At 60.5% G+C, this 20,924-nt stretch carries 17 protein-coding genes and 1 pseudogene; 7 read left to right on the top strand and 11 right to left on the bottom strand.

Going from position 1 to position 20,924, the window contains the following annotated elements:
* Positions 1-146: 146 nt before the first annotated feature.
* The 3 genes and pseudogenes from ACGJAX_RS00470 (at position 147) to ACGJAX_RS00460 (ending at position 1,196) form a co-directional block, all read left to right on the top strand.
* Complete coding sequence (locus tag ACGJAX_RS00470; RefSeq protein ID WP_390957168.1) at positions 147-818, top strand: methyltransferase domain-containing protein; 672 nt, start codon at positions 147-149, stop codon at positions 816-818.
* 55 nt (positions 819-873) lie between these two features.
* Positions 874-966: pseudogene (locus ACGJAX_RS00465) on the top strand (InaA protein); the annotation flags it as partial.
* Between the two features lie 2 nt (positions 967-968).
* Entirely contained in the window at positions 969-1,196 is a 228-nt protein-coding gene (locus ACGJAX_RS00460; protein WP_090324868.1) for a hypothetical protein, read from the top strand.
* Positions 1,197-1,283: 87 nt separating this feature from the next.
* On the opposite strand, the gene ACGJAX_RS00455 is transcribed toward ACGJAX_RS00460, so the two are convergent.
* The 10 genes from ACGJAX_RS00455 to ACGJAX_RS00410 all read right to left on the bottom strand — a co-directional run bounded on the left by ACGJAX_RS00455 (position 1,284) and on the right by ACGJAX_RS00410 (position 15,316).
* Positions 1,284-4,310 (bottom strand): multidrug efflux RND transporter permease subunit, encoded by a 3,027-nt coding sequence (locus tag ACGJAX_RS00455; RefSeq protein ID WP_390957167.1) that lies wholly within the window; start codon positions 4,308-4,310, stop codon positions 1,284-1,286.
* A 13-nt stretch (positions 4,311-4,323) separates the two neighbouring features.
* Positions 4,324-5,472, bottom strand: a complete 1,149-nt coding sequence (locus ACGJAX_RS00450) for an efflux RND transporter periplasmic adaptor subunit (RefSeq protein WP_390957166.1) — start codon at positions 5,470-5,472, stop codon at positions 4,324-4,326.
* A gap of 202 nt (positions 5,473-5,674) precedes the next feature.
* Positions 5,675-6,775, bottom strand: coding sequence for a DUF1513 domain-containing protein (locus ACGJAX_RS00445; protein ID WP_390957165.1), 1,101 nt, complete (start codon positions 6,773-6,775; stop codon positions 5,675-5,677).
* A 14-nt stretch (positions 6,776-6,789) separates the two neighbouring features.
* Positions 6,790-7,854, bottom strand: coding sequence for an imelysin family protein (locus ACGJAX_RS00440; RefSeq protein WP_390957164.1), 1,065 nt, complete (start codon positions 7,852-7,854; stop codon positions 6,790-6,792).
* Positions 7,855-7,881: 27 nt separating this feature from the next.
* Positions 7,882-9,309, bottom strand: a complete 1,428-nt coding sequence (locus ACGJAX_RS00435; protein ID WP_390957163.1) for a di-heme oxidoredictase family protein — start codon at positions 9,307-9,309, stop codon at positions 7,882-7,884.
* A gap of 208 nt (positions 9,310-9,517) precedes the next feature.
* On the bottom strand, positions 9,518-10,852 hold the full coding sequence (locus tag ACGJAX_RS00430) for an imelysin family protein (RefSeq protein WP_390957162.1): 1,335 nt from the start codon (positions 10,850-10,852) through the stop codon (positions 9,518-9,520).
* 263 nt (positions 10,853-11,115) lie between these two features.
* Positions 11,116-13,167: a bifunctional diguanylate cyclase/phosphodiesterase gene (locus tag ACGJAX_RS00425; protein WP_090324858.1), complete on the bottom strand. Its 2,052-nt coding sequence runs from the start codon at positions 13,165-13,167 to the stop codon at positions 11,116-11,118.
* A 366-nt stretch (positions 13,168-13,533) separates the two neighbouring features.
* A complete protein-coding gene (locus ACGJAX_RS00420; protein WP_008156084.1) occupies positions 13,534-14,130 on the bottom strand; it encodes a superoxide dismutase in 597 nt (198 codons plus the stop codon).
* A gap of 176 nt (positions 14,131-14,306) precedes the next feature.
* Complete coding sequence (locus ACGJAX_RS00415) at positions 14,307-14,909, bottom strand: LysE/ArgO family amino acid transporter (protein WP_090324857.1); 603 nt, start codon at positions 14,907-14,909, stop codon at positions 14,307-14,309.
* A 5-nt stretch (positions 14,910-14,914) separates the two neighbouring features.
* Positions 14,915-15,316, bottom strand: coding sequence for an ACT domain-containing protein (locus ACGJAX_RS00410; RefSeq protein ID WP_090324855.1), 402 nt, complete (start codon positions 15,314-15,316; stop codon positions 14,915-14,917).
* A 96-nt stretch (positions 15,317-15,412) separates the two neighbouring features.
* Here ACGJAX_RS00410 and ACGJAX_RS00405 point away from each other — a divergent pair, with 96 nt between their 5' ends.
* From ACGJAX_RS00405 to ACGJAX_RS00390, 4 genes are all read left to right on the top strand, one after another.
* Positions 15,413-16,306, top strand: a complete 894-nt coding sequence (locus ACGJAX_RS00405) for a LysR family transcriptional regulator ArgP (protein ID WP_247257373.1) — start codon at positions 15,413-15,415, stop codon at positions 16,304-16,306.
* A 54-nt stretch (positions 16,307-16,360) separates the two neighbouring features.
* The gene (locus ACGJAX_RS00400; RefSeq protein WP_247257372.1) at positions 16,361-17,353 is read left to right on the top strand and encodes an NAD(P)-dependent oxidoreductase; all 993 of its coding nucleotides are present in this window, start codon (positions 16,361-16,363) and stop codon (positions 17,351-17,353) included.
* Positions 17,354-17,459: 106 nt separating this feature from the next.
* Positions 17,460-18,335 carry an ATPase gene (locus ACGJAX_RS00395; RefSeq protein WP_247257371.1) on the top strand — a complete coding sequence of 292 codons (876 nt, stop codon included), beginning with the start codon at positions 17,460-17,462 and terminating at the stop codon, positions 18,333-18,335.
* A 150-nt stretch (positions 18,336-18,485) separates the two neighbouring features.
* The gene (locus ACGJAX_RS00390; protein WP_390957161.1) at positions 18,486-19,334 is read left to right on the top strand and encodes a cache domain-containing protein; all 849 of its coding nucleotides are present in this window, start codon (positions 18,486-18,488) and stop codon (positions 19,332-19,334) included.
* Between the two features lie 64 nt (positions 19,335-19,398).
* On the opposite strand, the gene ACGJAX_RS00385 is transcribed toward ACGJAX_RS00390, so the two are convergent.
* Complete coding sequence (locus tag ACGJAX_RS00385) at positions 19,399-20,916, bottom strand: DHA2 family efflux MFS transporter permease subunit (RefSeq protein ID WP_390957160.1); 1,518 nt, start codon at positions 20,914-20,916, stop codon at positions 19,399-19,401.
* Positions 20,917-20,924: the final 8 nt, after the last annotated feature.

Below are 20,924 nucleotides of genomic sequence, written 5' to 3'. Positions count from 1 at the left end.
TCCTGGTTATTCAGCAAAACGTTATCCAGTAAAACTTCGAAATGATTTGGCGTTTCACTTAACTGTTTTTTTCACAAAGGCATGACCTGACGCCGACAAGTCCCTACCTATGGTGGTCGGTACCACGAGAGCAGGAGTCTTTGATAATGGCAGATGGCCCGATCAAGCTGGCGTTCTCCGAGAAGTATGACGACCAGCACGCTCAACGAACCCTGCGCAAGCAAACGGATGGGCTTGGGCGCCGTCTGTCCCACTGGCGGGACGAGCAATTGGCACGCAAGGCTCTGGCGCTGGCGGGCGATCCGGGGCTGGTTCTCGATTTGCCCTGCGGCGCGGGGCGCTACTGGCCATTGCTGGCAGAAAAAACCAACCGCGTGATCATCGGTGCCGACAACTCCAAGGCCCTGCTGCAGATCGCCATGCAGGCGCAACCGGTCGACGTGGTCAAACGCGTACAGACCTTGCAGACGTCCCCATTCGATATCGCCTTGCCTGATAACGCCGTTGACAGCATTTTTTGCATGCGTCTGTTCCATCACATCGGCGAAACCGAGCATCGGTTGGCCATCTTGCGTGAACTCGTGCGCGTGACCCGCGACAGCGTGATCCTTTCGTTATGGGTGGACGGCAATTTCAAAGCCTGGAAACGCAAGCGCGCGGAGAAAGCCCGTGGACAGAAGGGTTACCAAAACCGATTTGTGTTATCGGCCGCGACTGTAGAAAACGAATTTGAACAGGCCGGTTTCCAGATTCAGGAACAACTGGACTTTTTACCGCTCTATTCCATGTGGAGAGTTTATGTTTTACGCAAGAGGTGACCGCATGGCAGTGCAAAGTGCAGCAGGAATGGACATCGCACCCCAGGCCCCTGAAGTACGTCGCCACTCGTCGTTCAGCACGGCAGACAGGAACAAACTCGACTACTTTTACAAGACGGCGTTTGGCAGCGCTATCAAAGGTTTATAGCGATGAAACTCGAAGTTGCGCGAGGTTTGTTTCTGCTGGGAGCCTTGGCAGTCGCTTCACTGGCGGTGGCGGCCTGGGAGCAGCCCCGCATGCAAGTTCTCAGCTCGGTACACGGTGACGACCATTGTCCGTTGCCGCGAGTTGCCAAGGCATCCGTGGCAACCCATCCCGACCATGATTTATTGCTGTTCATGTTCGGACTCTCTCAGGGATTGAAGCCGCAAAGTTGAACAGAATGAAGCCCAGGTAAAAGGCCTCGCAAGTGCGAGGCCTTTTTTTTGCTGTTCCCGCACCGAGCGTTGGAACGACCGTTCGCATCAGCGCTTGTCGGTTTTAGCCAGCAAGGTGTACACGCAAGGCAACACAAACAGCGTAAACAGCGTTCCGATGGACATCCCCGTTGCGATCACCGTACCGATATCGAAGCGGCTGACTGCGCCCGCGCCCGTGGCGATGATCAACGGCACCATGCCGAAAACCATGGCGGCGGTCGTCATCAGCACCGGGCGCAGACGAATGGCTGCGGCTTCCTCTACGGCCTCGCGGGGTGTCAGGCCTTTATCCTTGCGCAACTGGTTGGCGAACTCGACGATCAGGATCCCGTGCTTGCTGATCAGACCGATCAGTGTCACCAGGCCGACCTGGGTGTAGATGTTCATGCTCGACCAGCCGAGGAATAGCGGAAGCAACGCGCCGCAGATCGACAGCGGCACCGTGACCAGAATCACCAACGGGTCGCGGAAGCTTTCGAACTGGGCGGCCAGCACCAGGAAAATGATCGCCAATGCCAAGGCAAAGGTGACCCACAGCGCACTGCCTTCCTGCACGTATTGGCGCGATGCGCCGGCATAGTCGACGGCAAATCCCGCCGGGGCTTCTTCCCGGGCGATCTGGCGCACGGCATCAATGGCTTCGCCCATGCTGACCAGCGGCACTCCGGAAAGAATGGCCGAGTTGAGTTGCTGGAACTGGTTCAATTGCCGAGGGCGCGCTCGATCAGTCACGCTGATCAGGGTCGACAGAGCCAGCAGTTCACCCTTGCTGTTCTTGACGTAATAGTTGTTCAGCCAATCAGGGTTATCGCGAAATGCTCGTTCGACCTGGGCAATGACTTTGTAGCTGCGACCCTCGATGGTGAACCGGTTGATTTCCGCTTCACCCAGCAAGGTGGCCAGTGTGCCGCCCAGGTCCTGCATCGACACGCCCATCTGGGCCGCCTTGGCGCGATCGATATCCACGACGACCTCTGGCTTGTCGAAGGCCAGGTCGACATCGACGAAAGCGAACTTGCCGGACTCCATCGCGCGCTTTTTCACCCGGTCCATCACCTGCAGCAGCAACTCGTAATCGTTGGCGGTGTTGATGACGAACTGGAAGGGCAGGCCCTCGCCAGTGCCGGGGAGGGACGGCAGGTTGAAACCGAAGACCTGCAGCCCGGCGATGCCCGCCAGTTTCGCCTGGACCTCGGGCAGAATTTGCATCTGGGTCCGGTGGCGCTCGTTCCACGGCTTGAGCAGGAAGCCGCCGACCCCGGATTGCACGCCATTGAAGCCGTTGATCTGGAACGAAGAGTAGTACTCGGGAAACGCCTTGAAGATCGTGACGAACTCGTCGGTGTAGGCGCTCAGGTAGTCAAGGTTGGTCGGTTGCGGGGCATTGGCCAGCATGAAAATGATGCCCTGGTCTTCATCCGGTGCCAGTTCCGATTTGGTGAACTTGAGCAGCACCGGAATCAGGCACAGCACGATCACGGCGAACACCAGCACCACCGGGCGGGTGTTGAGCGTGCCGTGCAGCATGCTTTGGTAACGGCGCTTCAGGCTTTCAAAAATCCTGTCCAGGCGATGGGCCAGGCCGCTGGGGTTTTCATCGTGGCGCAGCAGCAGGGCGCACATCATCGGCGACAGCGTCAGGGCGACGACGCCGGAGATGACCACCGCGCCGGCGAGGGTCAGCGCGAACTCCTTGAACAGCGCCCCGGTGAGGCCGGTCAGGAAGCCGATCGGCGCATACACCGCTGCCAGGGTGATGGTCATCGAGACCACCGGCATGGCGATTTCCCGTGCGCCCTCGATGGCGGCGTCCAGCGGCGTCTTGCCTTCCTCGATGTGGCGGTGAATGTTTTCCACCACCACGATGGCGTCATCCACCACCAGACCGATGGCCAATACCATTGCCAGCAGGGTCAGCAGGTTGATCGAGTACCCCATCATCTGCATGAAGAACATCACCCCGATCATCGACAGCGGGATGGTGACCACCGGGATCACCACCGAGCGCAGTGCACCGAGGAACAGGAACACGACCACGATCACGATCAGCACCGCTTCGAACAGGGTTTTGATGACCTCATTGATTGAGGCCTGAATGAACAGTGTGGCGTCGTAGGCAATTTCGCCCTTGAGATTCGGCGGTAGCTGGGCTTGCAGGTCCGGCATGATCTTGCGCACTTCCTTGATCACGTCCAGCGGGTTGGCACCGGGTGTCGCCTTGATGCCGATGTACACCGAGGGCGTGCCACCGAAAGAGCTGATGGTGTCGTAGTTTTCCGCCCCCATCTCGACCCGCGCCACATCCCGGAGCAGCACACGGCTGTCGCCTTCGACCTTGAGCGGGATCGCGGCGAAAGCCTCGGCGGACTTGAGTTCGGTGTTGGCGTTGATGCTGGTGACGACGTACTCGCCTTTCACTTCACCGGCGGCAGAGAGAAAGTTGTATTTGCGCACCGCATCGGTCACGTCGCTGGCGCTCAGACCGAAACCGGCGAGCTTCACCGGGTCCAGCCACAGGCGCATGGCGAACACCTGGTTGCCGAGAATCTCGGCTTCGGCCATGCCCGGCAGGGTTGCCAGTTTCGGCTGGATGACCCGCGACAGATAATCGGTGATCTGCGGGTTGCTCAGCTCCTTGCTGAAGAAACTGATGTACATCAACGCCGAGGCGTCAGCCGCCTGCTTGCTCAGGACCGGATCTTCGGCGTCCTGGGGCAAGCGGTTCTTGACCTCATTGGCCTTGGCCAGCAGTTCGGTGAACAGTCGATCGCTGTTTGAGCCGACGCGCGCGTAAATCGAGACCACCGAGAAGTTCTGGCGACTGACCGACGTCATGTAGTCGATGCCTTCGGCGCTGGCCAGGCTCTGTTGCATCGGTTGGGTGATGTAGCCCTGGATGGTCTCGGCGTTTGCCCCCGGATAGGCCGTGGTGACGGTGATCAGGGCATTTTCCATTTGCGGGTACTGGCGCAGCGGCAGCTTGCTCCAGGCCTGAAAGCCCAGCAGTACGATCAACAGGCTGACCACGGTGGCAAGCACCGGGCGGCGGATGAACGGATCGGTAAAAGCCATGGGGGTTCCTTGATCAGTCAGCGCGCGGCTGACTGTTCTTCTCGGCTAGGGTCTTGTCGTCGCTGATGGCGATGTGCGCACCGTTGTCCAGTTTGATCTGGCCGGCTGTAACCACTTTTTCGCCGTTCTGCACGCCTTTGGTGATCAATACCAGCCCCTCACGGCGCTCGCCGGTTTCGATGAAACGCCGTTCGGCGATCAGGACCGGCTGGCCTTTGTCGTCCTTTTCCACGCTGCCGTCTTCGGCCTTTTTCTGGGCGACCACATACAGTGAGTTACCGTACAACGTGTAGGTAATCGCGCTTTCCGGCACGACAATGTGCGCCTGCGGGTCGGGCAGCATCACCTGGAGACTGGCGAACATCCCCGGCAGCAACTTGCCGTCCGGGTTGGCCAGCGTCGCGCGGACCTGCATGTTGCGGGTGCTGTTCTCGAGTTTCGGGTTGATGGCACTGATCGTGCCGGGGAAGGTCCGGGTCGGATAAGCCGAGACAATGACTTCAACCGGCTGGCCGATGGCGATTTTCGGCACGGACTGCTCGGGCACGAAAAAGTCGACATACAGGCTGCTGAGGTCTTGCAGGGTGGCGATCATGGTGCCGCTGGCCACATAGTCGCCGACGTCGACCTGACGTATGCCGATGGTTCCGCTGAACGGTGCCAGGATGCTTTTCTTGCTCAGCGCCGCCTTGAGCTGATTGACCGTGGCTTTGCTCTTTTTCAGGACTGCCGAGAGTCGGTCGAACTCGCCTTTGGAAATGGCCTGGCTGCCTACCAGCTGGCTACCGCGACCGTAATCGAGTTGGGCCAGCCCCAGGTCGGCCTGGGCGGTTTCGAGCAGGGCACTTTCCACCGCGCTGTCGAGTCGCAGCAGGGGTTGGCCGGCCTTGACCTTCTGCCCTGACTCGAACTGCAGCTCGACGACGGTGCCGTCGGTCTCCAGACTCAGGTCCACGCCCTGTAATGCCTTGAGTGTGCCGACGGTCGGCAGACGCGCCTGCCACGGCTGTTCGGTGGCGGTGGCCACGGCGACACTGATCGGTGGTTTAGGCGCAGCGAAGCCTTGAATCATCGTGTAGATGGAGAAGGCTTTGTAACCGGCCAGGACCAGCACGATCAACAGAACAACACCCAACATGATCAGCATGCGGCGACGCAGCATATTTCCAGTTCCTTGGAGAAAATCAGGTGAGACAGACGGGAACCTTACCCCGACTCAGAGGGTGATTCCAATGGATGTTTCAGAGGGGGGGCGAACCGTAGGAGCCGGCTTGCCGGCGAAGGGGGCGCTGGATTCGCGGCGATCTTTCTGATGCCTTCGCTGCGATGGGCGACCCGACAAGCCAGCTCCTGCAAGGGAATGTTCAGGTCATCAGATGCAGATGGTTGTCCCAGAGCCCCGCTGGCAGCTCCAGCGGTTTTGCAACCAGATTTGTCTGGCGGCAATCGTAGTACCGGCATCGACCCTGGCCCGAGGTCACGACAAAACCATCGGCCACCGCGCCAACCCCTGCGCAATCCGGAAGAGGTGCGTCCAGGCGTACTTCGCCGCTGTCCAGGTCCCAGATGAAAAAGCGGTTGCCCCTTGGCGCGGTCAAGGCCACCAGCCGTAAATCACTGTGCACCGCGACGCTGGCGGTGTAATGCCCCATGGCCTGCAGTTGATGCTCGGGCACCGGGAACGCCACGAACGGTTGGCCCGGACGCTTGATCGCCAGCAGCTCCGAGGACTCGTGGGCAGGCCCCATGAATTGCTGGCCGGCAACGATGGTGCCGTCGCTGGCAATGGCCAGGTGCCGCACGCTGTTCATTTGCTGGGCCAGGGTTTCCTTGCTCAGCAGGGTGCCGTCCCGTTGCATCAGGACCAGGCTCGGCTCCATGGCGTTGAGGTTCATGTCGACGCGGCTTTCGGCCTCGGTACGAATCCCGCCGTTGGCCACCACCAGGGTTTCCCCGTCGGGCATCCACGACACCTGATGCGGGCCCAGACCATGGGTGGATATCTCGCCGGCATGCACCAGCCGTTCGCCTTCGAACTTATACACACCGAGCAAGCCGCGACCGGGATCGGTCGTGTCGTTCTCGGTGGCGTAGAGCCAGTCGCCACTCTTGTGAATCACGGCGTGACCGTAGAAGTGCCGGTTCGGTTGCGATGTCACGGTTTGCAGCAGCGTGCCGTCGCGCAAGTCGATCAAATAGCTCTCGGTGCCCGGACGCCGGGCGACGAACAGCGCCATCGGCAGTGTCGGGTGATTGATGATGTCGTGGCAGCGCTGGCCAACCTGGGTGGCAAACACCCGGGTGCCGTCCAGCCGATAACCGACGGCGTAGTGCTGGCCATCGGTGTCGTCCCGTGCCGAGAGCAGCAGCGGGCTTTTGTCCTTTTGCTTGAACAGCGTCCAGCCGCCCAGTGTCACTGCTCCGAGCAGCAAACTACCTAAAGTCAAAGCCTGACGTCGCAGCATGGCAGTCGCCCTCATCAGTCACCGTCGTTGGCGTTGAAGCCCAGTTGGATGCCCAGCGCCTTGGCCAGTTCGCCTTCGTGCAGGCGGTGGACGGTGTTGAGGCTGTCATAGAGATCGTTGAGTTGCTGGCGACCGGCGTCGTCAGCGAGCATTTCGGTCAGCGAACGCTGGGTGCTGGCGAACAGCTTCAAAGACGCGGCGTAGGCGGCGTCGATCTTGTCGGCCAAAGGCTTTTGCTCGCTCGGCAGCAGGCTGCGCAGACCCTTGTTATCGACACCTTCCCAGACGGTCTTGGCGGCAGCGAGGCTGGCTTCGAGACCGGTCAGGGAAGACTGGCTGCGCCAGGCATCAGCCAGGAACGGTTGCGGAACGCCTTTGCTCTGGCGGCCCATCGGCGTGCCGAGCTTTTTCTTCAAGGTGTCGATGGCGGTGACTTGCACACGCAGCAGATCGGCGATGGCTTCGTGGGAATCGGCATAGCGCTGGTTCGGGAATTTGCTCATCTGCGCGAGCATGCCGTCGGTGTTGTTCCAGCTCTTGAGAATTTCTTCGGCCAGTTGTTTTTGACGCTCGCCAATCGCGATCAGCAATGGGCAGTATTTGGCCTTCTGTTCGGCGTTGGCCATGTCCGGCTTGCTGTCGAACAGAATGTATTCGTAGGCCGACAAACCTTGCACCACGACGCTGGATTGGGCCAGGGCGGCGGCGTCGATCTGCGGTTGTGCAGTGACCAGTTGCTCGACCTGACGGCCGACCAGGTTTTTCTTGTCCGGCCAGAATTGCACCTGCCACGAACGGTTGCCCTCGGCCAGCGGGCCGATCAGCAGCGGTTGCAGCTCGGCCCAGGCTTTTTGTGCGTGCAGGAAATCGGCGCGGGCGGTGTCCAGGGACTCCTTGCCTTCACAGTAGGCGAGGGCGCTGACGGCCAGTTGCCGGTCGGCTTCGACCCAGCGGGTGTAGGTCGGCAGGATCACCGATTTGGCGATGGCCGCCGAAGTGACGGCCTGCGGGTCCTGTGGCGAACAGGCGCCGAGGGCTAGCGCGGCAAGGCTGGTGAACAATAATTTGGGACGGAACATGTCGGGCTCCCGCTGGAAGATTGCGTATTAAAGGGAATTCAAAAACGCCAGCAACGCAGCACGCTGCTCGGCATTGAAAGTCAAAACCTGTTGCTGCGCCGCCTTGGCTTCGCCGCCATGCCAGAGCACGGCTTCAAGCAGATTGCGGGCGCGGCCGTCGTGCAGGAACTGGGTGTGGCCACTGACCGCTTGCGTCAGGCCGATGCCCCACAACGGCGGCGTGCGCCAGTCGCGGCCACCGGCCTGAAATTCACTGCGGTGGTCGGCCAGACCTTCGCCCATGTCATGCAGCAGCAGGTCGCTGTAAGGGCGAATCACTTGATTGGCCAGCTCAGGTTCGGCGGCATTGGCGGCGGTGGTGTATTTCGGTGTGTGGCAAGACTGGCAGCCGGCCTGGAAAAACAGGTTCTTGCCGGCCAGCACGTCAGGTGCGCTGACATCGCGGCGGGCCGGTACGGCAAGGTTGCGGGTGTAGAACAGCACCAGGCGCAGGATGTTGTCGCTGACTTCCGGTTCGCCATCGGGGCCGTTGCCACTGGGCGCCTGCTTGCAGGCCCTTTGCGCATCGGTGCAGTCATCAAAGGGGCGCAGGCTGGTCGTGAGGCCCATGTCCCCCGAAAAAGCATGAACGTTCTGCTGATTGAGATTCGGTTGCCCGGCCTTCCAGCCAAACCGCCCGAGGACGGTTTGGCGTTGCGCGTCATCCCATACCCGGTTCGGGCGTCCGGCGATGCCGTTGTTGTCCCTGGCCTGAGCAGCGGCATTGGCCAGGATGGCCTCTTCGGGAATCGCCTCCAGCAAGCCCAGGCCGATCATCGGCGGCGCGACGCGGGCCGAGAAACGGGTGTCAGGGTGCATCGGGCCGTAGCCCAATTGAGTGATGCTCAGGCTCGGCTTGCGCAGCTCGATTTCGGTGCCGTCGTTGAAGCGAATCGGTACGGGCGTGTAATCGACACGTACCTTGCCTTCCGGCGCGACACCGGGGATCGCCATGTCCTGGAACTGCCCGCCGTACACCGGCTCCGGCACGACACCCTGTTGCTCGATGATTTTGGCGTAGGCCGGGGCATCGGGGATCGACAGGCGTACCAGCATCGACACGGCATTCGGCGCATCGGGCCCCGGCGGGTGGCCGCGGCCATCCTTGATATGGCAGCCCTGGCAGGCATTGGTGTTGAACAGCGGGCCGAGGCCGTCACGGGCGGTGGTGGTCGACGGGGCGATCACCCAGGGGCTGCGGAAGAAACTGTTACCGACACTGAAGTCCACGCGCCGCGAGGGTGGCAGGTTGGCGGAGGGCAGGGAAAAGGCGTTCTGATCGGTCTTGCGTACAGTAGCGCTGCCCCCCGAGCTGGCTTCACCGGGTTCGGCCTTGGTAAAACGCGGGGCGTCATCGCAGGCACTCAGGCCCAGGGCCAGGAACAGTGCGGACAAGCGAAGAGGCAGCGGGGGCATCAGACATCCTGCAAGACGAGCAAAACAAGGGCGCAAAGTCTAACAGGGGATGGGAATTTGAATAAGAGGAATTATCGTTTACTTGATGTGGGGCAGGATTCGGGTGAGACCGCGTCACGGCCATCACGGGCAAGTCGGGTCATCAACATCACTGAAAATTCAGGCAAGAAGGCGACCCGAAGGTCGCCTTTTTTGCAGCCAGCGTTGATCAGAACTCGTGATCAGCGTTGTCCGGGTTCAGATCCTTGATGCCCAGTTTGCCAGCGGCGGTTTCGATCGAACCGGTCTGCTTGACCAGGGCGGCAATGGCGTCACGTACGATCTGGTTGCCAGCGGTGTTACCGGCCGCGATCAACTGATCGTAGTGCTCACCCTTGTTGGCGTGATCAACCATGATCTGGATCTTGGCTTCGGTGGCGGCCAGGTCGGCTTTCAGTGCGGCGTCGGCGGCGGGGTCGGCCTTGGCCACCAGGGACGACAGGCTGGCGCCGGTCATTTTGGTGCCGTCGGTGCGGGTGTACTCGCCCAGGTAAACGTTACGGATACCTTTGGCATCGTAGAAGTGCGAGTTATGGGTGTTGTCGCTGAAGCAATCCTGCTCGTCTTCAGGGGAGTTGGCTTCCAGGGAAACCTTCATGCGCTCGCCCGCCAGTTCGCCCAGGGACAGGCTGCCCATGCCGAACAGCATTTTACGCAGGCCGGTTTCAGCCGGTTCCGCTTCCAGGGTGGCGCGGTAGTTGTCGGCCACGTTCGGCTTCCAGTTCCCGACCATTTCTTCAAGGTCGCTGACCAGCAGTTGGGTCACGGCTTTGAGGTAGGCGCGACGACGATCGTTGTGGCCGCCAGTGGCACCGGCGCCCTCCAGGTAATCCGAGGCAGGACGGTTGCCGGCGCCAGGGCCGGTGCCGTTCAAGTCCTGGCCCCAGAGCAGGAATTCGATGGCGTGGTAGCCGGTGGCGACGTTCGCTTCGGAACCGCCCAACTCGTTCAGGCTGGCGAGTTTTTCCGGGGTGATGTCTTTCACGTCGACCTTGTCTTCACCGATCTGAATTTCAGGGTTGGCGATGATGTTGGCGGTGGCGCCGGGGTTACCCAGGGCATGCTCGTAGGATTTGTCGACGTAGTCGATCAGGCCTTCGTCCAGTGGCCAGGCGTTCACCTGACCTTCCCAGTCGTCGATGATGGTATTGCCGAAGCGGAACACTTCGCTCTGCAGGTAAGGAACGCGGGCTGCAACCCAGGCGGCCCTGGCCGCTTTCAGGGTGTCGGCATTCGGCTTGGCGAGGAAGGCGTCGACGGCGGTCTGCAGGGTTTTTGCGGTGGATTCGGCATCGCTGTAAACAGCAAAAACCATGTCAGCGTAATGCGCGACAACGGCTTTGGCCGCGGCTTCGTCGACGTTGCCCACAGCGGCCGGCGCGACGGCAGTGCTGGAAGCCGGCGCGGGGGCAGCAGTTTTTTCCTTGTCTTTGCCTTCACCGCAACCGGCGAGGGAAATTGCGATGGCCAACAGACTGGCGGTAGCCAGAGGCATACGAATCATGGCGAACATCCTGCTTCGAAAGGGGGGTGGTAGGGCGCGCCCGGCGCGCAAAACTGCGACATAATGCAAATCTTTCGCATTATGTGTAAAGGTCGTTCTTGAAAATATTTCTTATTCGCACCGGAGCACACTCCACCCTGCAGGAGTCAGCTTGCTCACGATCAGCGTCCAGGCATTGCATTCTTTCAGACAGCCCGCGTCATCGTTGACGTCCATCGCAAGCTCGCGCCTAACGTGGTGAGCGAGGCGCGTTTGATACCCGATCACAAGATAGCGGCGTTGCTGCGCTGGGCCTGTTTCAAGTAAGCGCCCAGTTCCCGCGCCGGCAGCGGTTTGCTGTAGTGATAACCCTGACCTTCGTGGCAGCCTTCGGAAATGATGTAAGCCTCCTGTTCGGCGGTTTCCACGCCTTCGGCAATCACCTGCATGCCCAGGCTCTTGCCTAACTGGATGATGGCGCGAACGATGGTTGCATCGTCGTCGTCATCGAGCAGGTCCTGAACGAAGCTCTTGTCGATCTTGATCTTGTCCAGGGGCAGGCTTTTCAGATAGCTCAGCGATGAATAACCGGTTCCGAAGTCATCGATCGCAATCAGCGCGCCGGAACGGCGCAGGCTGAGCAAGTGCTGGGCGGCGGTGCTGATGTCTTCCATCAGGCCGGTTTCGGTGACTTCCAGCTCCAGGCTGCGCGGTGGCAGGCGGTACATTTGCAGGAGGTTGTTGACCACCCGCGGCAGCTCGGCGTGGTGCAGTTGCACGGTGGACAGGTTCACCGCCATGCGCAGCTCGCTGAACCCCTGGTCATGCCAGTCGCGCAGTTGTTTGCAGGCCTGATCCAGCACCCACTCGCCGATGGCGATGATGGTGCCGTTCTGTTCGGCCAGCGGAATGAACAAGTCGGGTGGAACCAGCCCGTGCTCGGGATGCTGCCAGCGAATCAACGCTTCCACGCCCACTACCCGGTGATCGCGATAGCTGATTTGCGGTTGATAGACGAGGTAGAACTGCCCGCGGATGAGGGCGTCGCGCAAGTCTTTCTCCAGTTCGCGACGGCGCCGCATCTCGGTGTCGACGCTGGCGATATAGAACTGATAGCGATTGCGCGAGCGGGTCTTGGCCAGGGTCATGGTCTGCTCGGCCTTTTGCAGCAGTTTCTCGGTGCTGTCGCCATCTTCGGGGAAGAGGGTGATGCCGATGGTGGCGCGCAGGCGGATTTCCTGATGATCAAGGGCAAACGCCGCTTCCAGGTCGTCGAGGATGCTTTGCGCCAGTTCCGCGGCTTCGTAGGGTTGTTCGATATCGGCCTGGACCAGGGCGAACTGGTCGCCGCCCAGACGGGCCAGGGCGCCGAGGCGACCGCTGTGTCCCCGCAGACGATCGGCAAGGGCCAGCAGCAACTGGTCGCCGGTCTGGTAGCTGAACTGTTCGTTGATGCCCTTGAAATCATCCAGACCGACGCACAGTACGGCGACCCGCCGCTGTAATTTGCCGGCGTCGACGAGGATCTTGTCCAGTTGCGTTTGCAATTGCTGGCGGTTGGGCAGGCCGGTGAGGAAATCGTACTGGGCCATGCGCAGCAGGCTGTTTTCCGCCTCGTGGCGCAAGTGGGTGTTGCGCTCAATGGATTCCAGCAACTGGTTGGCGGTATTGATCCAGATACCCAGTTCGTTTTTCTCGTGGCCCTTGAGCTGCGGGATCTTGTGTTCGCTGGGGCGGTCCGGATTGATTTCGGTCAGGTGCTCGATAATCCGCGACAAGGGTTTGGTCAGCAGCCAGTGATAGACCAGGTACAGCACCAGGCCCATCGCCAGGGCGCGCAACACGCCGGAAATGAAGATGATCACCGAACTGACGATGAAACCTTGCCCGTAGGTGGCGGTGTCGAGGGTGATGCTCAGGTCGCCGTAATACTCGCTGTAGGGGCCGCGACCCACCAGTTGGGTGGTGTAGGTGCGCTCCTTGCCCAGGATCAGATCGGTCAGCCAACGGCTCCTGGAGTGCTGCAACTCCCGTGATTTTTGCGCGAGCATGGCTTCGTTGGGATGGCCGATGGAGGCCTGGCGCACGGCATCATCCTGAAACAGTCCCTCGATAACCTGCATGCCCATCTCCCGGTCCAGGCTGTAGACGGCCTGGGTCGAAGGGTCGCGGAACATGTCGAGGATGCGTTGGGCATCGGCTGCGACGGCCTGGCGTGTTTTATAAGCATCGAAAACGATCTGCGCGCAGCTCAAGACCACGCCGACGATCAATGCCGACAGGAGCACGACCCGGAGCAACTTCACCGACAAGCTGTTCTTGAGTTCCAGCTTCAAAGGGTTATTCCTTGTTCCGTGCGGGTAGCATCAAGTTGCCATGAGTATTGGCAATCCCGCGATGGCAGTCAAAGGGACAATTCACCTTGCGGAATTTTGCCTGCAGCTTGACCGAAATGCTGTTGCTGGAGTTACTGCCCGATGAGTACTGTTTCGGTTGTCGAGTCCTTCAACTTGAGGGAGGGGGGCGAGATATTTTCCTTCTTGTTGATGTTAGACGGCTGTGGCGCTGGAGCAAGGGTGCAAACGCTGGTTTCTCTGGAGGCGCTGGCTTGCCAGCGAAGACGGCCCCATCGCTGCGTGGCTCACCTGTGCCCCATAAAAAAACCCGGCTAAAAAGCCGGGTTTTTTGACTGGGCATCAAGCTTAAGCGGTGAAGGTTTTGCCTTCGAACTGCTCAGCTACGAATTTCCAGTTGACCAGGTTCCAGAACGCTTCGACGTACTTCGGACGCAGGTTGCGGTAGTCGATGTAGTAAGCGTGTTCCCAGACGTCGCAGGTCAGCAGCGGGGTGTCGCCGTTGGTCAGCGGGTTGCCGGCGCCGATGGTGCTGGCCAGGGCCAGGGAACCGTCAGCCTTTTTCACCAGCCAGCCCCAACCGGAACCGAAGGTGCCGATGGAAGTCTTGCTGAATTCTTCCTTGAACTTGTCGAACGAACCGAAAGCAGCGTTGATGGCTTCAGCCAGAGCGCCGGTTGGTTGACCGCCGGCGTTTGGTGCCAGGCAGTTCCAGTAGAAAGTGTGGTTCCAGACCTGAGCGGCGTTGTTGAAGATACCGCCCGAGGAAGACTTGACGATTTCTTCCAGGGTCTTGCCTTCGAACTCGGTGCCTGGCACCAGGTTGTTCAGGTTCACGACGTAGGTGTTGTGGTGCTTGTCGTGGTGGTATTCCAGAGTTTCCTTGGAAATGTGCGGCTGCAGTGCATCGTGTGCGTAAGGCAGTGGCGGCAATTCGAAAGCCATGGTGGATCTCCTAATCAGGTCAGGTGCGGTGAGCGCAAGGCCGATCACGGGCGGCCAGACTAGCGCCGGGGAGTTTGTACTCTTTGCGGCGCAGGTCTCGGATCATAGCACCGGGGGTGCGGCATAACCACGCAACAACTGTGTGGAATAGAGGTTCCAGAGCTGTTTGGAATAAATCACCCGGCGGTAATCAGTTGCAGCGCTACGGCAAACATCATCACGGCCACCAACAGGTCAAGAATACGCCAGGTACTGGGGCGAGCCAGCCAGGGCGCCAACCATGCCGCGCCGAGCGCCAGGGTGAAAAACCACAGCAACGAGGCACTAGCCGCCCCCACCACATAGGCGCCGGGCTCTGTCTGCTGGGCGCCGAGGGAGCCGATCAGCAACACGGTATCCAGGTAGACGTGCGGGTTGAGCAGGGTCACCGCCAGCGCGCTGAGCATGACCGCCCGCAGCGAGCGCACGGTCTGGTTTTCACCCTGTTGCAGGCTTTGTTTCGAGCAGGCCCGACGCAACGCCTGGCTGCCATACCACACCAGAAACGCCGCGCCACCCCAGCGGGCGACGGCCAGCAAGGTCGGGTTTTGCGCCAGTACCGTCGCCAGGCCGAAAACCCCGGCGGCCACCAATAATGCGTCGCAGGCCACACAGAGTGCCGCCACCGGCAGGTGGTGTTCCCGACGCAGGCTTTGGGCCAGCACAAACGCATTCTGGGTACCGATCGCCATGATCAGTCCGAAGGCCACCAGCAGGCCGTTCACATAGCTTTGCCACATAATGATTACTCCGCGTTGGCTGCCAGATCACGCAGCACTTGCATGGCGCGTTCGGCATCGGCCTGGCCGACGAACAAATGGTCGTGGTAATAGCCGGCGATCACGTTGCAACTGATGCCGGCCTGGCCCAGTGCCGTGGCGAATGCTGCGGTCAGGCCGACGGCTTCGAGGGCTGAATGCACATTGAGGGTGATCCAGGCCGCGACGTAATCGAAAGCGAAACCGGCCTGCTCGGCGCGGGAACGTTCGAGAATCACGGTCAGACCTTCCTGCTCACGAAAGCTGCCGATGATGTCCAGGCCTGCCGGCAATTGACCGTCATGCAAGGTGCAGAACACGTACTCGCCGGCATTGAGTTGCGGGCTCATGCTGCGCAGCAGCGTTGCCAGTGAAGTTTCGCCAGCCATGGGGATGTTCCTTGTTCAAGTGTTCTTGCTGGTCATTCTCCGGTCTCAGGCTGTATAAGAAAAACCAATCTTGCTGATCGCTCATTAGGAAAACTGATGTTCGACTATAAATTGCTTTCGGCTCTGGCCGCCGTGGTCGAGCAGGCCGGGTTCGAGCGCGCTGCCCAGGTGCTGGGGTTGTCGCAATCGGCCATCTCCCAGCGCATCAAATTGCTCGAAGCGCGAGTGGGTCAACCGGTGCTGGTGCGGGGCACGCCGCCATCGCCGACGGAAATCGGCCGGCGTCTGCTTAACCATGTGCAGCAGGTGCGTTTGCTAGAGCGCGATTTGCAGAGCCTGGTGCCGGCGCTGGACGAAGAAGGCCTGCCGGAGCGCCTGCGTATCGCCCTCAATGCCGATAGCCTGGCCACTTGGTGGGCGCAGGCCGTGGGGGATTTTTGCGCGGAGCAACATCTGTTGATGGATCTGGTGGTTGAAGACCAGACCGTGGGCCTTAAACGCATGCGCGCCGGTGAAGTGGCTGCATGCCTCTGTGCCAGCGAGCGGCCGGTGGCGGGCGCCCGTAGCGTATTGCTGGGGGCGATGCGCTACCGGGCGTTGGCCAGCCCGGCGTTTATTGCGCGGCATTTTCCTCAAGGTGTGCGCGCCGATCAGTTGGCTCGAACACCCGCGCTGGTGTTTGGCCCGGATGATTTCCTGCAGCATCGATACCTGGCGTCTCTCGGCGTCGATGGCGGATTCGAACACCATTTATGCCCGTCCTCTGAAGGCTTTATCCGTCTCACCGAAGCGGGCCTCGGCTGGGGGCTGGTGCCCGAATTGCAGGTTCGTGAACAGCTGGAGCGCGGTGTGTTGCTGGAGCTTTTGCCAGATAAACCGATCGACGTGCCGCTGTACTGGCATCATTGGCGCAATGGCGGTCAATTGCTGGGGCTTCTTACCGATCAATTGGTGCGCGCGTCGAAACAATGGCTGGTGCCGTTGGACTGACGGGCAGCGTCAAGACCTCTCGCAATACGCAAAACGAAATATTCGGAGCAATACATGAAGATTCTGGTCACCGGCGCAAGCGGTTTCATCGGCGGGCGTTTTGCGCGTTTCGCCCTGGAGCAGGGCCTTGATGTGCGGGTCAACGGTCGCCGGGCCGAAGGAGTGGAGCATCTGGTGCGGCGCGGCGCCGAGTTCATCCAGGGCGACTTGAGTGATCCTGAACTGGCGCGCGACCTGTGTTCCGACGTCGAGGCCGTGGTGCATTGCGCCGGTGCCGTCGGTTTGTGGGGACGTTATCAGGACTTTCACCAAGGCAACGTCCAGGTCACTGAAAACGTAGTCGAAGCCTGCCTGAAGCAGCGGGTCCGGCGGCTGGTGCATTTGTCGTCGCCGTCGATTTATTTCGATGGTCGCGATCACCTGGGGTTGACCGAAGAACAGGTGCCCAAACGCTTCAAGCATCCTTACGCCGCGACCAAATACCTGGCCGAGCAAAAGGTCTTCGGTGCCCAGGAGTTCGGTCTCGAAACCCTGGCCCTGCGTCCGCGTTTCGTCACCGGTGCCGGTGACATGAGCATCTTCCCGCGCTTGCTGAACATGCAGCGCAAGGGACGTCTGGCAATAATCGGCAACGGCCTGAACAAGGTCGATTTCACCAGCATGCAGAACCTTAATGAAGCGTTGCTCAGCAGTTTGCTGGCCAGTGGTTCGGCCTTGGGCAAGGCCTACAACATCAGCAACGGAACACCGATTCCATTGTGGGACGTGGTCAATTACGTCATGCGCAAAATGGAAGTCCCACAAGTAACACGCTACCGTTCCTACGGCCTGGCCTACACCGTCGCCGCACTCAATGAGGGCGTCTGCAAAGTGTGGCCGGGGCGCCCCGAACCGACCCTGTCGCGGCTGGGCATGCAGGTCATGAACAAAAATTTCACCCTGGACATCAGCCGTGCCCGGCATTATCTGGATTACGACCCCAAGGTCAGTCTGTGGACAGCGCTGGATGAGTTCTGCGGCTGGTGGAAGGCCCAGGATATTCGCTGAGCAGCGCGGCACTGAACCGAGCCGGGGGGTGAAGGTCAATCGGTGCGGCAGTGAAGGTTATACTCGCCGCATCCAGTTATCACCGCGTTCCACAAAGGTTGACTCAATGTCCATGCGTAACGATGCCAACGATGACTTCGACGACGTACCGAGCCTGCGCGCCGACAGCCTCGACGACGATGATTTTCCGGTCACCAAGCGTACTTCCGTGCACTCACGGCCCGTGCCGGTAGTGCAGGCCAAAGGCCCGAGTACCGGGCCATTGTGGGCCTTGGTCGGGGCTCTGTTCTTTGCCTTCGCGGGGCTGGCCTGGTGGAGCTTTCAACAGATATCGCTGATGGAGCAGCAACTGGTGGCTACCCAGGAAAGCTTCGCCCGGATCAGTGAGGAAGCGGCGGGGCGCTTGCAGGACATTTCCGGCAAGGTCGTCGCCAGCCAGACCAACGTCACCAGCGACAGCGAAGCCCTGAAGTTGCAGATCAAACAGCTGGAAAGCAGGCTGCAGGACCAGAGCCAGCAGCAACAAGGCGTGGCCGGGCAAACCTCGGAACTGGACAAGCGCCTGGCGCAGATGACGGCGCAAACCACCGATCTGGACAAGCGCCTGGCGCAAATCACCGCGCAAAGCACTGAGCACCAAGCCGCCAACACGCAGTTGCAGGCCCAGGTCAAAGTGTTGATCAGCGACGTGGCCGCACTGAAGAGTGCCCCGGCAGACACGGGAAAATTCGATGCCCAGCTGAAAAGCCTCGGTGCCGACATCACTGCACTGAAGAAGCAAGGCAACCCGAGCGCCGCCATCGAGCGTCTGGAGCAGGAGATCGTGGTGCTCAAAAGCGAACAGGACAATCGCCCGACGCCGGTTCAAGGCTCGACCAACACCGCGGAGTTCGATGCGTTCCGCAGCCAGGTCACTCGCAATATCAATACCCTTCAGGCGCAGATCCAGAACCTGCAGCAGCAATTGCGCGCCCGCCAGTAATCGCGCGGGCAGGCAGACTTTGTGGCGAGGGAGCTTGCTCCCGCTGGGTGGCGAAGCCGCCCCGATACCTTCACTGCGGATCCTGAATATTCGTGCATATCCCCAACGCGTCTACGCTCTTGAAACACCATCAAGAACGAGGAATGCGCAATGGGGGTTCTGCACAAGTTGGCCTGGCTGGGCAGCATGCTTTTGCTGTGCCTGGGCCAGGTCCAAGCCGCCGACACAGAAAAGGCTGACAGTCAGGCGGCCATCGCCTTGCTGGAAAAAGCCCTGGCCTATTACCACGAGAATGGCGACAAGGCCTTCGCGGCGTTCAGCCGACAGGGCGAATTTGTCGATAAGGACCGCTATGTCTTTGTGCTCGACACCAAGGGCGTCATGCTCGCCAGTGGCGGGCCGTCTTCGGCGCTGATTGGCCGTGATGTCTCTGATGTGCTCGGGCCGGATTTGCAGAAAACCTTCAAGGACGCCCTGAAAGTGCCAGAGGGCAATGGCATTCAACAGGCGGAATACCGCTGGCAGAACTGGGCCGACGGCAAGGTCGAGCGCAAGCATGTGTTCTACCAGCGCGTGGGTCAGCGGATCATTGCGGTCGGTTACTACTTGCCCCGGGCGTCGGCGGAACAGGCCATGGCCCTGCTGAATAAAGCCGCGGCCGATCTGGCCAAGGACGAAAAGGGCACCCTGAAGGCCATCAACTCCCTCAAGGGCGGTTATTTGCAGGATGACCTGTATGTATTTGTGGTCGATCTCAATACCCAGCGTTACGTCGCCCACGGCACCAACCTGCGCTTGATCAACACCGATTTCAGCAAGATCAACGACCCCGAAGGCAAACCGGTGGGCGAGCCGATTCTGGCGTTGATCGCCAGGCAGGATTACGGCGAGTACGAATATCGTTGGAAAAATCCGGTGACCGGCAAGGTCGAGGACAAGCACGCCTACCTGAAGAAAGTCGGGCATTTTCTGGTGGCTGTGGGGTATTACAGCCCTTGAGGATGTGGTGTCTGTCGATGACGCCATCGCGAGCTTGCTCGCGATGGCAGGCGACACGTTCCAACTACCGGACTTTGTCCTCACGCCCGCGCAACAGCATGTTCGGCATGGCAATCGCCGCCGCCAGCCCCAGCAGCGACACCGCCGCGCTGACCATCAATAAATGCCGAAACGTCAGCAGCAGTTCGGCCCGCAGAGCGTTTTGTGTATCACCCGCCGCAGCGTTCAAACCGTCCAGCAGCACATTCCCCGAATGACCTTCGGCGATCAGCGACGAGCCGGCGAGGTGCGCGAAACTCGAATCCTGCAACAATGCCAGCAGCAGCGCCGACATCACCGAAACGCCCACCGCGCCGCCCAGCGACCGGAACAGGTTGGTGGTGCTGGTGGCGACGCCGATGTCACGTTGTTCCACTGAGTTCTGTGTGCCCACCAGTGACGTCGGAAACTGCATGCCCCCGGCGATGCCGCAGAGCAACATGCACAGGCTGCTGAGCAAAAACGCCTGGGGTGGGCTGAAGGCCATGCCGAGAATCGAGATCGGCATCAGCACGGTGCCGGTCAGGATCATCGGTTTGTAGCGTCCGGTCACAGACGTACGACGGCCGGCGAAATACGCACCGATCGGCAAACCCATGGCCAGCGGCAGCAGATGCAGGGCCGCGCTGTCGGCGCCGGCACCGGTGACGCTCTGAAAGCGCAGCGGCATGAGCACGATCAACGAAATCGCCTGGAAACTGGTAAAGAAAATCGTGCACCAGCACAGGACCGCATTGCGATTGGCGAACAGATGCATGGGCAGCAACGGTTCCGGTGCCCGTCGTTCATAGGCCACGAACAAGCCCAGCACGAACACTGCGCAACCGAGCAGGGCCAGCACTTCGGCGCTGCGCCATGAATGACCCTGACCAACCTGGGTAATGCCCAGCAGCAACGCCGTCAGCCCGATGATCATCAGCAGGGTGCCGAGGTAATCGATGACTGGCTTGCGCTGTGGAATCGGCAAGCCGACCAAGGTGCGATTGGCCACCAGCCAGGCACCCAGGCCGAGCGGCAGGTTGATCAGGAACACCCAGCGCCAGGACAAGTACTCAGTCATGTAGCCACCCAGCACCGGACCGGCCACGCTGGCCACCGCATACATGCTGCTGAAATAGCCCTGATAGCGACCGCGTTCCCGTGGCGGCACGATGTCACCGATGATCGCCTGGCTGACCGAGATCATGCCGCCGGCGCCGATGCCTTGAAAAATCCGCGCCAGCACCAGTTGCTCCATGCTCTGGGCCATGCCGCAGAACAACGACGCGAGGGTGAACAAGCCCATGCCGAACAGCATCAACTTGCGACGCCCATACAAGTCGCCCAGTTTGCCGTAGATCGGCACCGCGACCGTCATCGCCACCATGTACCCGGAAATCACCCAGGCCAGCAGACTGACGTCCTTGAACTGCGCGGAAATGGCCGGCATCGACACGGCGACGATGGTTTGGTCCAGGGCGCCGAGGAAAATCGCCAGCATCAGGGCGATCAATACGCTACGGATGGCCGGTTTGGGCGTTTCAGGCTGTTTGAGATTGGTCACGAGGAAAA

Origin of the sequence: Pseudomonas moorei (assembly GCF_042846945.1) — a bacterium.
In the GTDB taxonomy this organism is placed as follows: domain Bacteria; phylum Pseudomonadota; class Gammaproteobacteria; order Pseudomonadales; family Pseudomonadaceae; genus Aquipseudomonas; species Aquipseudomonas moorei.
Note: the sequence above shows the minus strand (reverse complement) of the source record. Positions and strands in the feature narration are given on the sequence as shown.

Coding starts and splice junctions, on each gene's coding strand:
- ACGJAX_RS00470 (WP_390957168.1), top strand. CDS start 147: ATGGCAGATGGCCCGATCAAGCTGGCGTTCTCCGAGAAGTATGACGAC.
- ACGJAX_RS00460 (WP_090324868.1), top strand. CDS start 969: ATGAAACTCGAAGTTGCGCGAGGTTTGTTTCTGCTGGGAGCCTTGGCA.
- ACGJAX_RS00455 (WP_390957167.1), bottom strand. CDS start 4,310: ATGGCTTTTACCGATCCGTTCATCCGCCGCCCGGTGCTTGCCACCGTG.
- ACGJAX_RS00450 (WP_390957166.1), bottom strand. CDS start 5,472: ATGCTGCGTCGCCGCATGCTGATCATGTTGGGTGTTGTTCTGTTGATC.
- ACGJAX_RS00445 (WP_390957165.1), bottom strand. CDS start 6,775: ATGCTGCGACGTCAGGCTTTGACTTTAGGTAGTTTGCTGCTCGGAGCA.
- ACGJAX_RS00440 (WP_390957164.1), bottom strand. CDS start 7,854: ATGTTCCGTCCCAAATTATTGTTCACCAGCCTTGCCGCGCTAGCCCTC.
- ACGJAX_RS00435 (WP_390957163.1), bottom strand. CDS start 9,309: ATGCCCCCGCTGCCTCTTCGCTTGTCCGCACTGTTCCTGGCCCTGGGC.
- ACGJAX_RS00430 (WP_390957162.1), bottom strand. CDS start 10,852: ATGATTCGTATGCCTCTGGCTACCGCCAGTCTGTTGGCCATCGCAATT.
- ACGJAX_RS00420 (WP_008156084.1), bottom strand. CDS start 14,130: ATGGCTTTCGAATTGCCGCCACTGCCTTACGCACACGATGCACTGCAG.
- ACGJAX_RS00415 (WP_090324857.1), bottom strand. CDS start 14,909: ATGTGGCAAAGCTATGTGAACGGCCTGCTGGTGGCCTTCGGACTGATC.
- ACGJAX_RS00410 (WP_090324855.1), bottom strand. CDS start 15,316: ATGGCTGGCGAAACTTCACTGGCAACGCTGCTGCGCAGCATGAGCCCG.
- ACGJAX_RS00405 (WP_247257373.1), top strand. CDS start 15,413: ATGTTCGACTATAAATTGCTTTCGGCTCTGGCCGCCGTGGTCGAGCAG.
- ACGJAX_RS00400 (WP_247257372.1), top strand. CDS start 16,361: ATGAAGATTCTGGTCACCGGCGCAAGCGGTTTCATCGGCGGGCGTTTT.
- ACGJAX_RS00395 (WP_247257371.1), top strand. CDS start 17,460: ATGTCCATGCGTAACGATGCCAACGATGACTTCGACGACGTACCGAGC.
- ACGJAX_RS00390 (WP_390957161.1), top strand. CDS start 18,486: ATGGGGGTTCTGCACAAGTTGGCCTGGCTGGGCAGCATGCTTTTGCTG.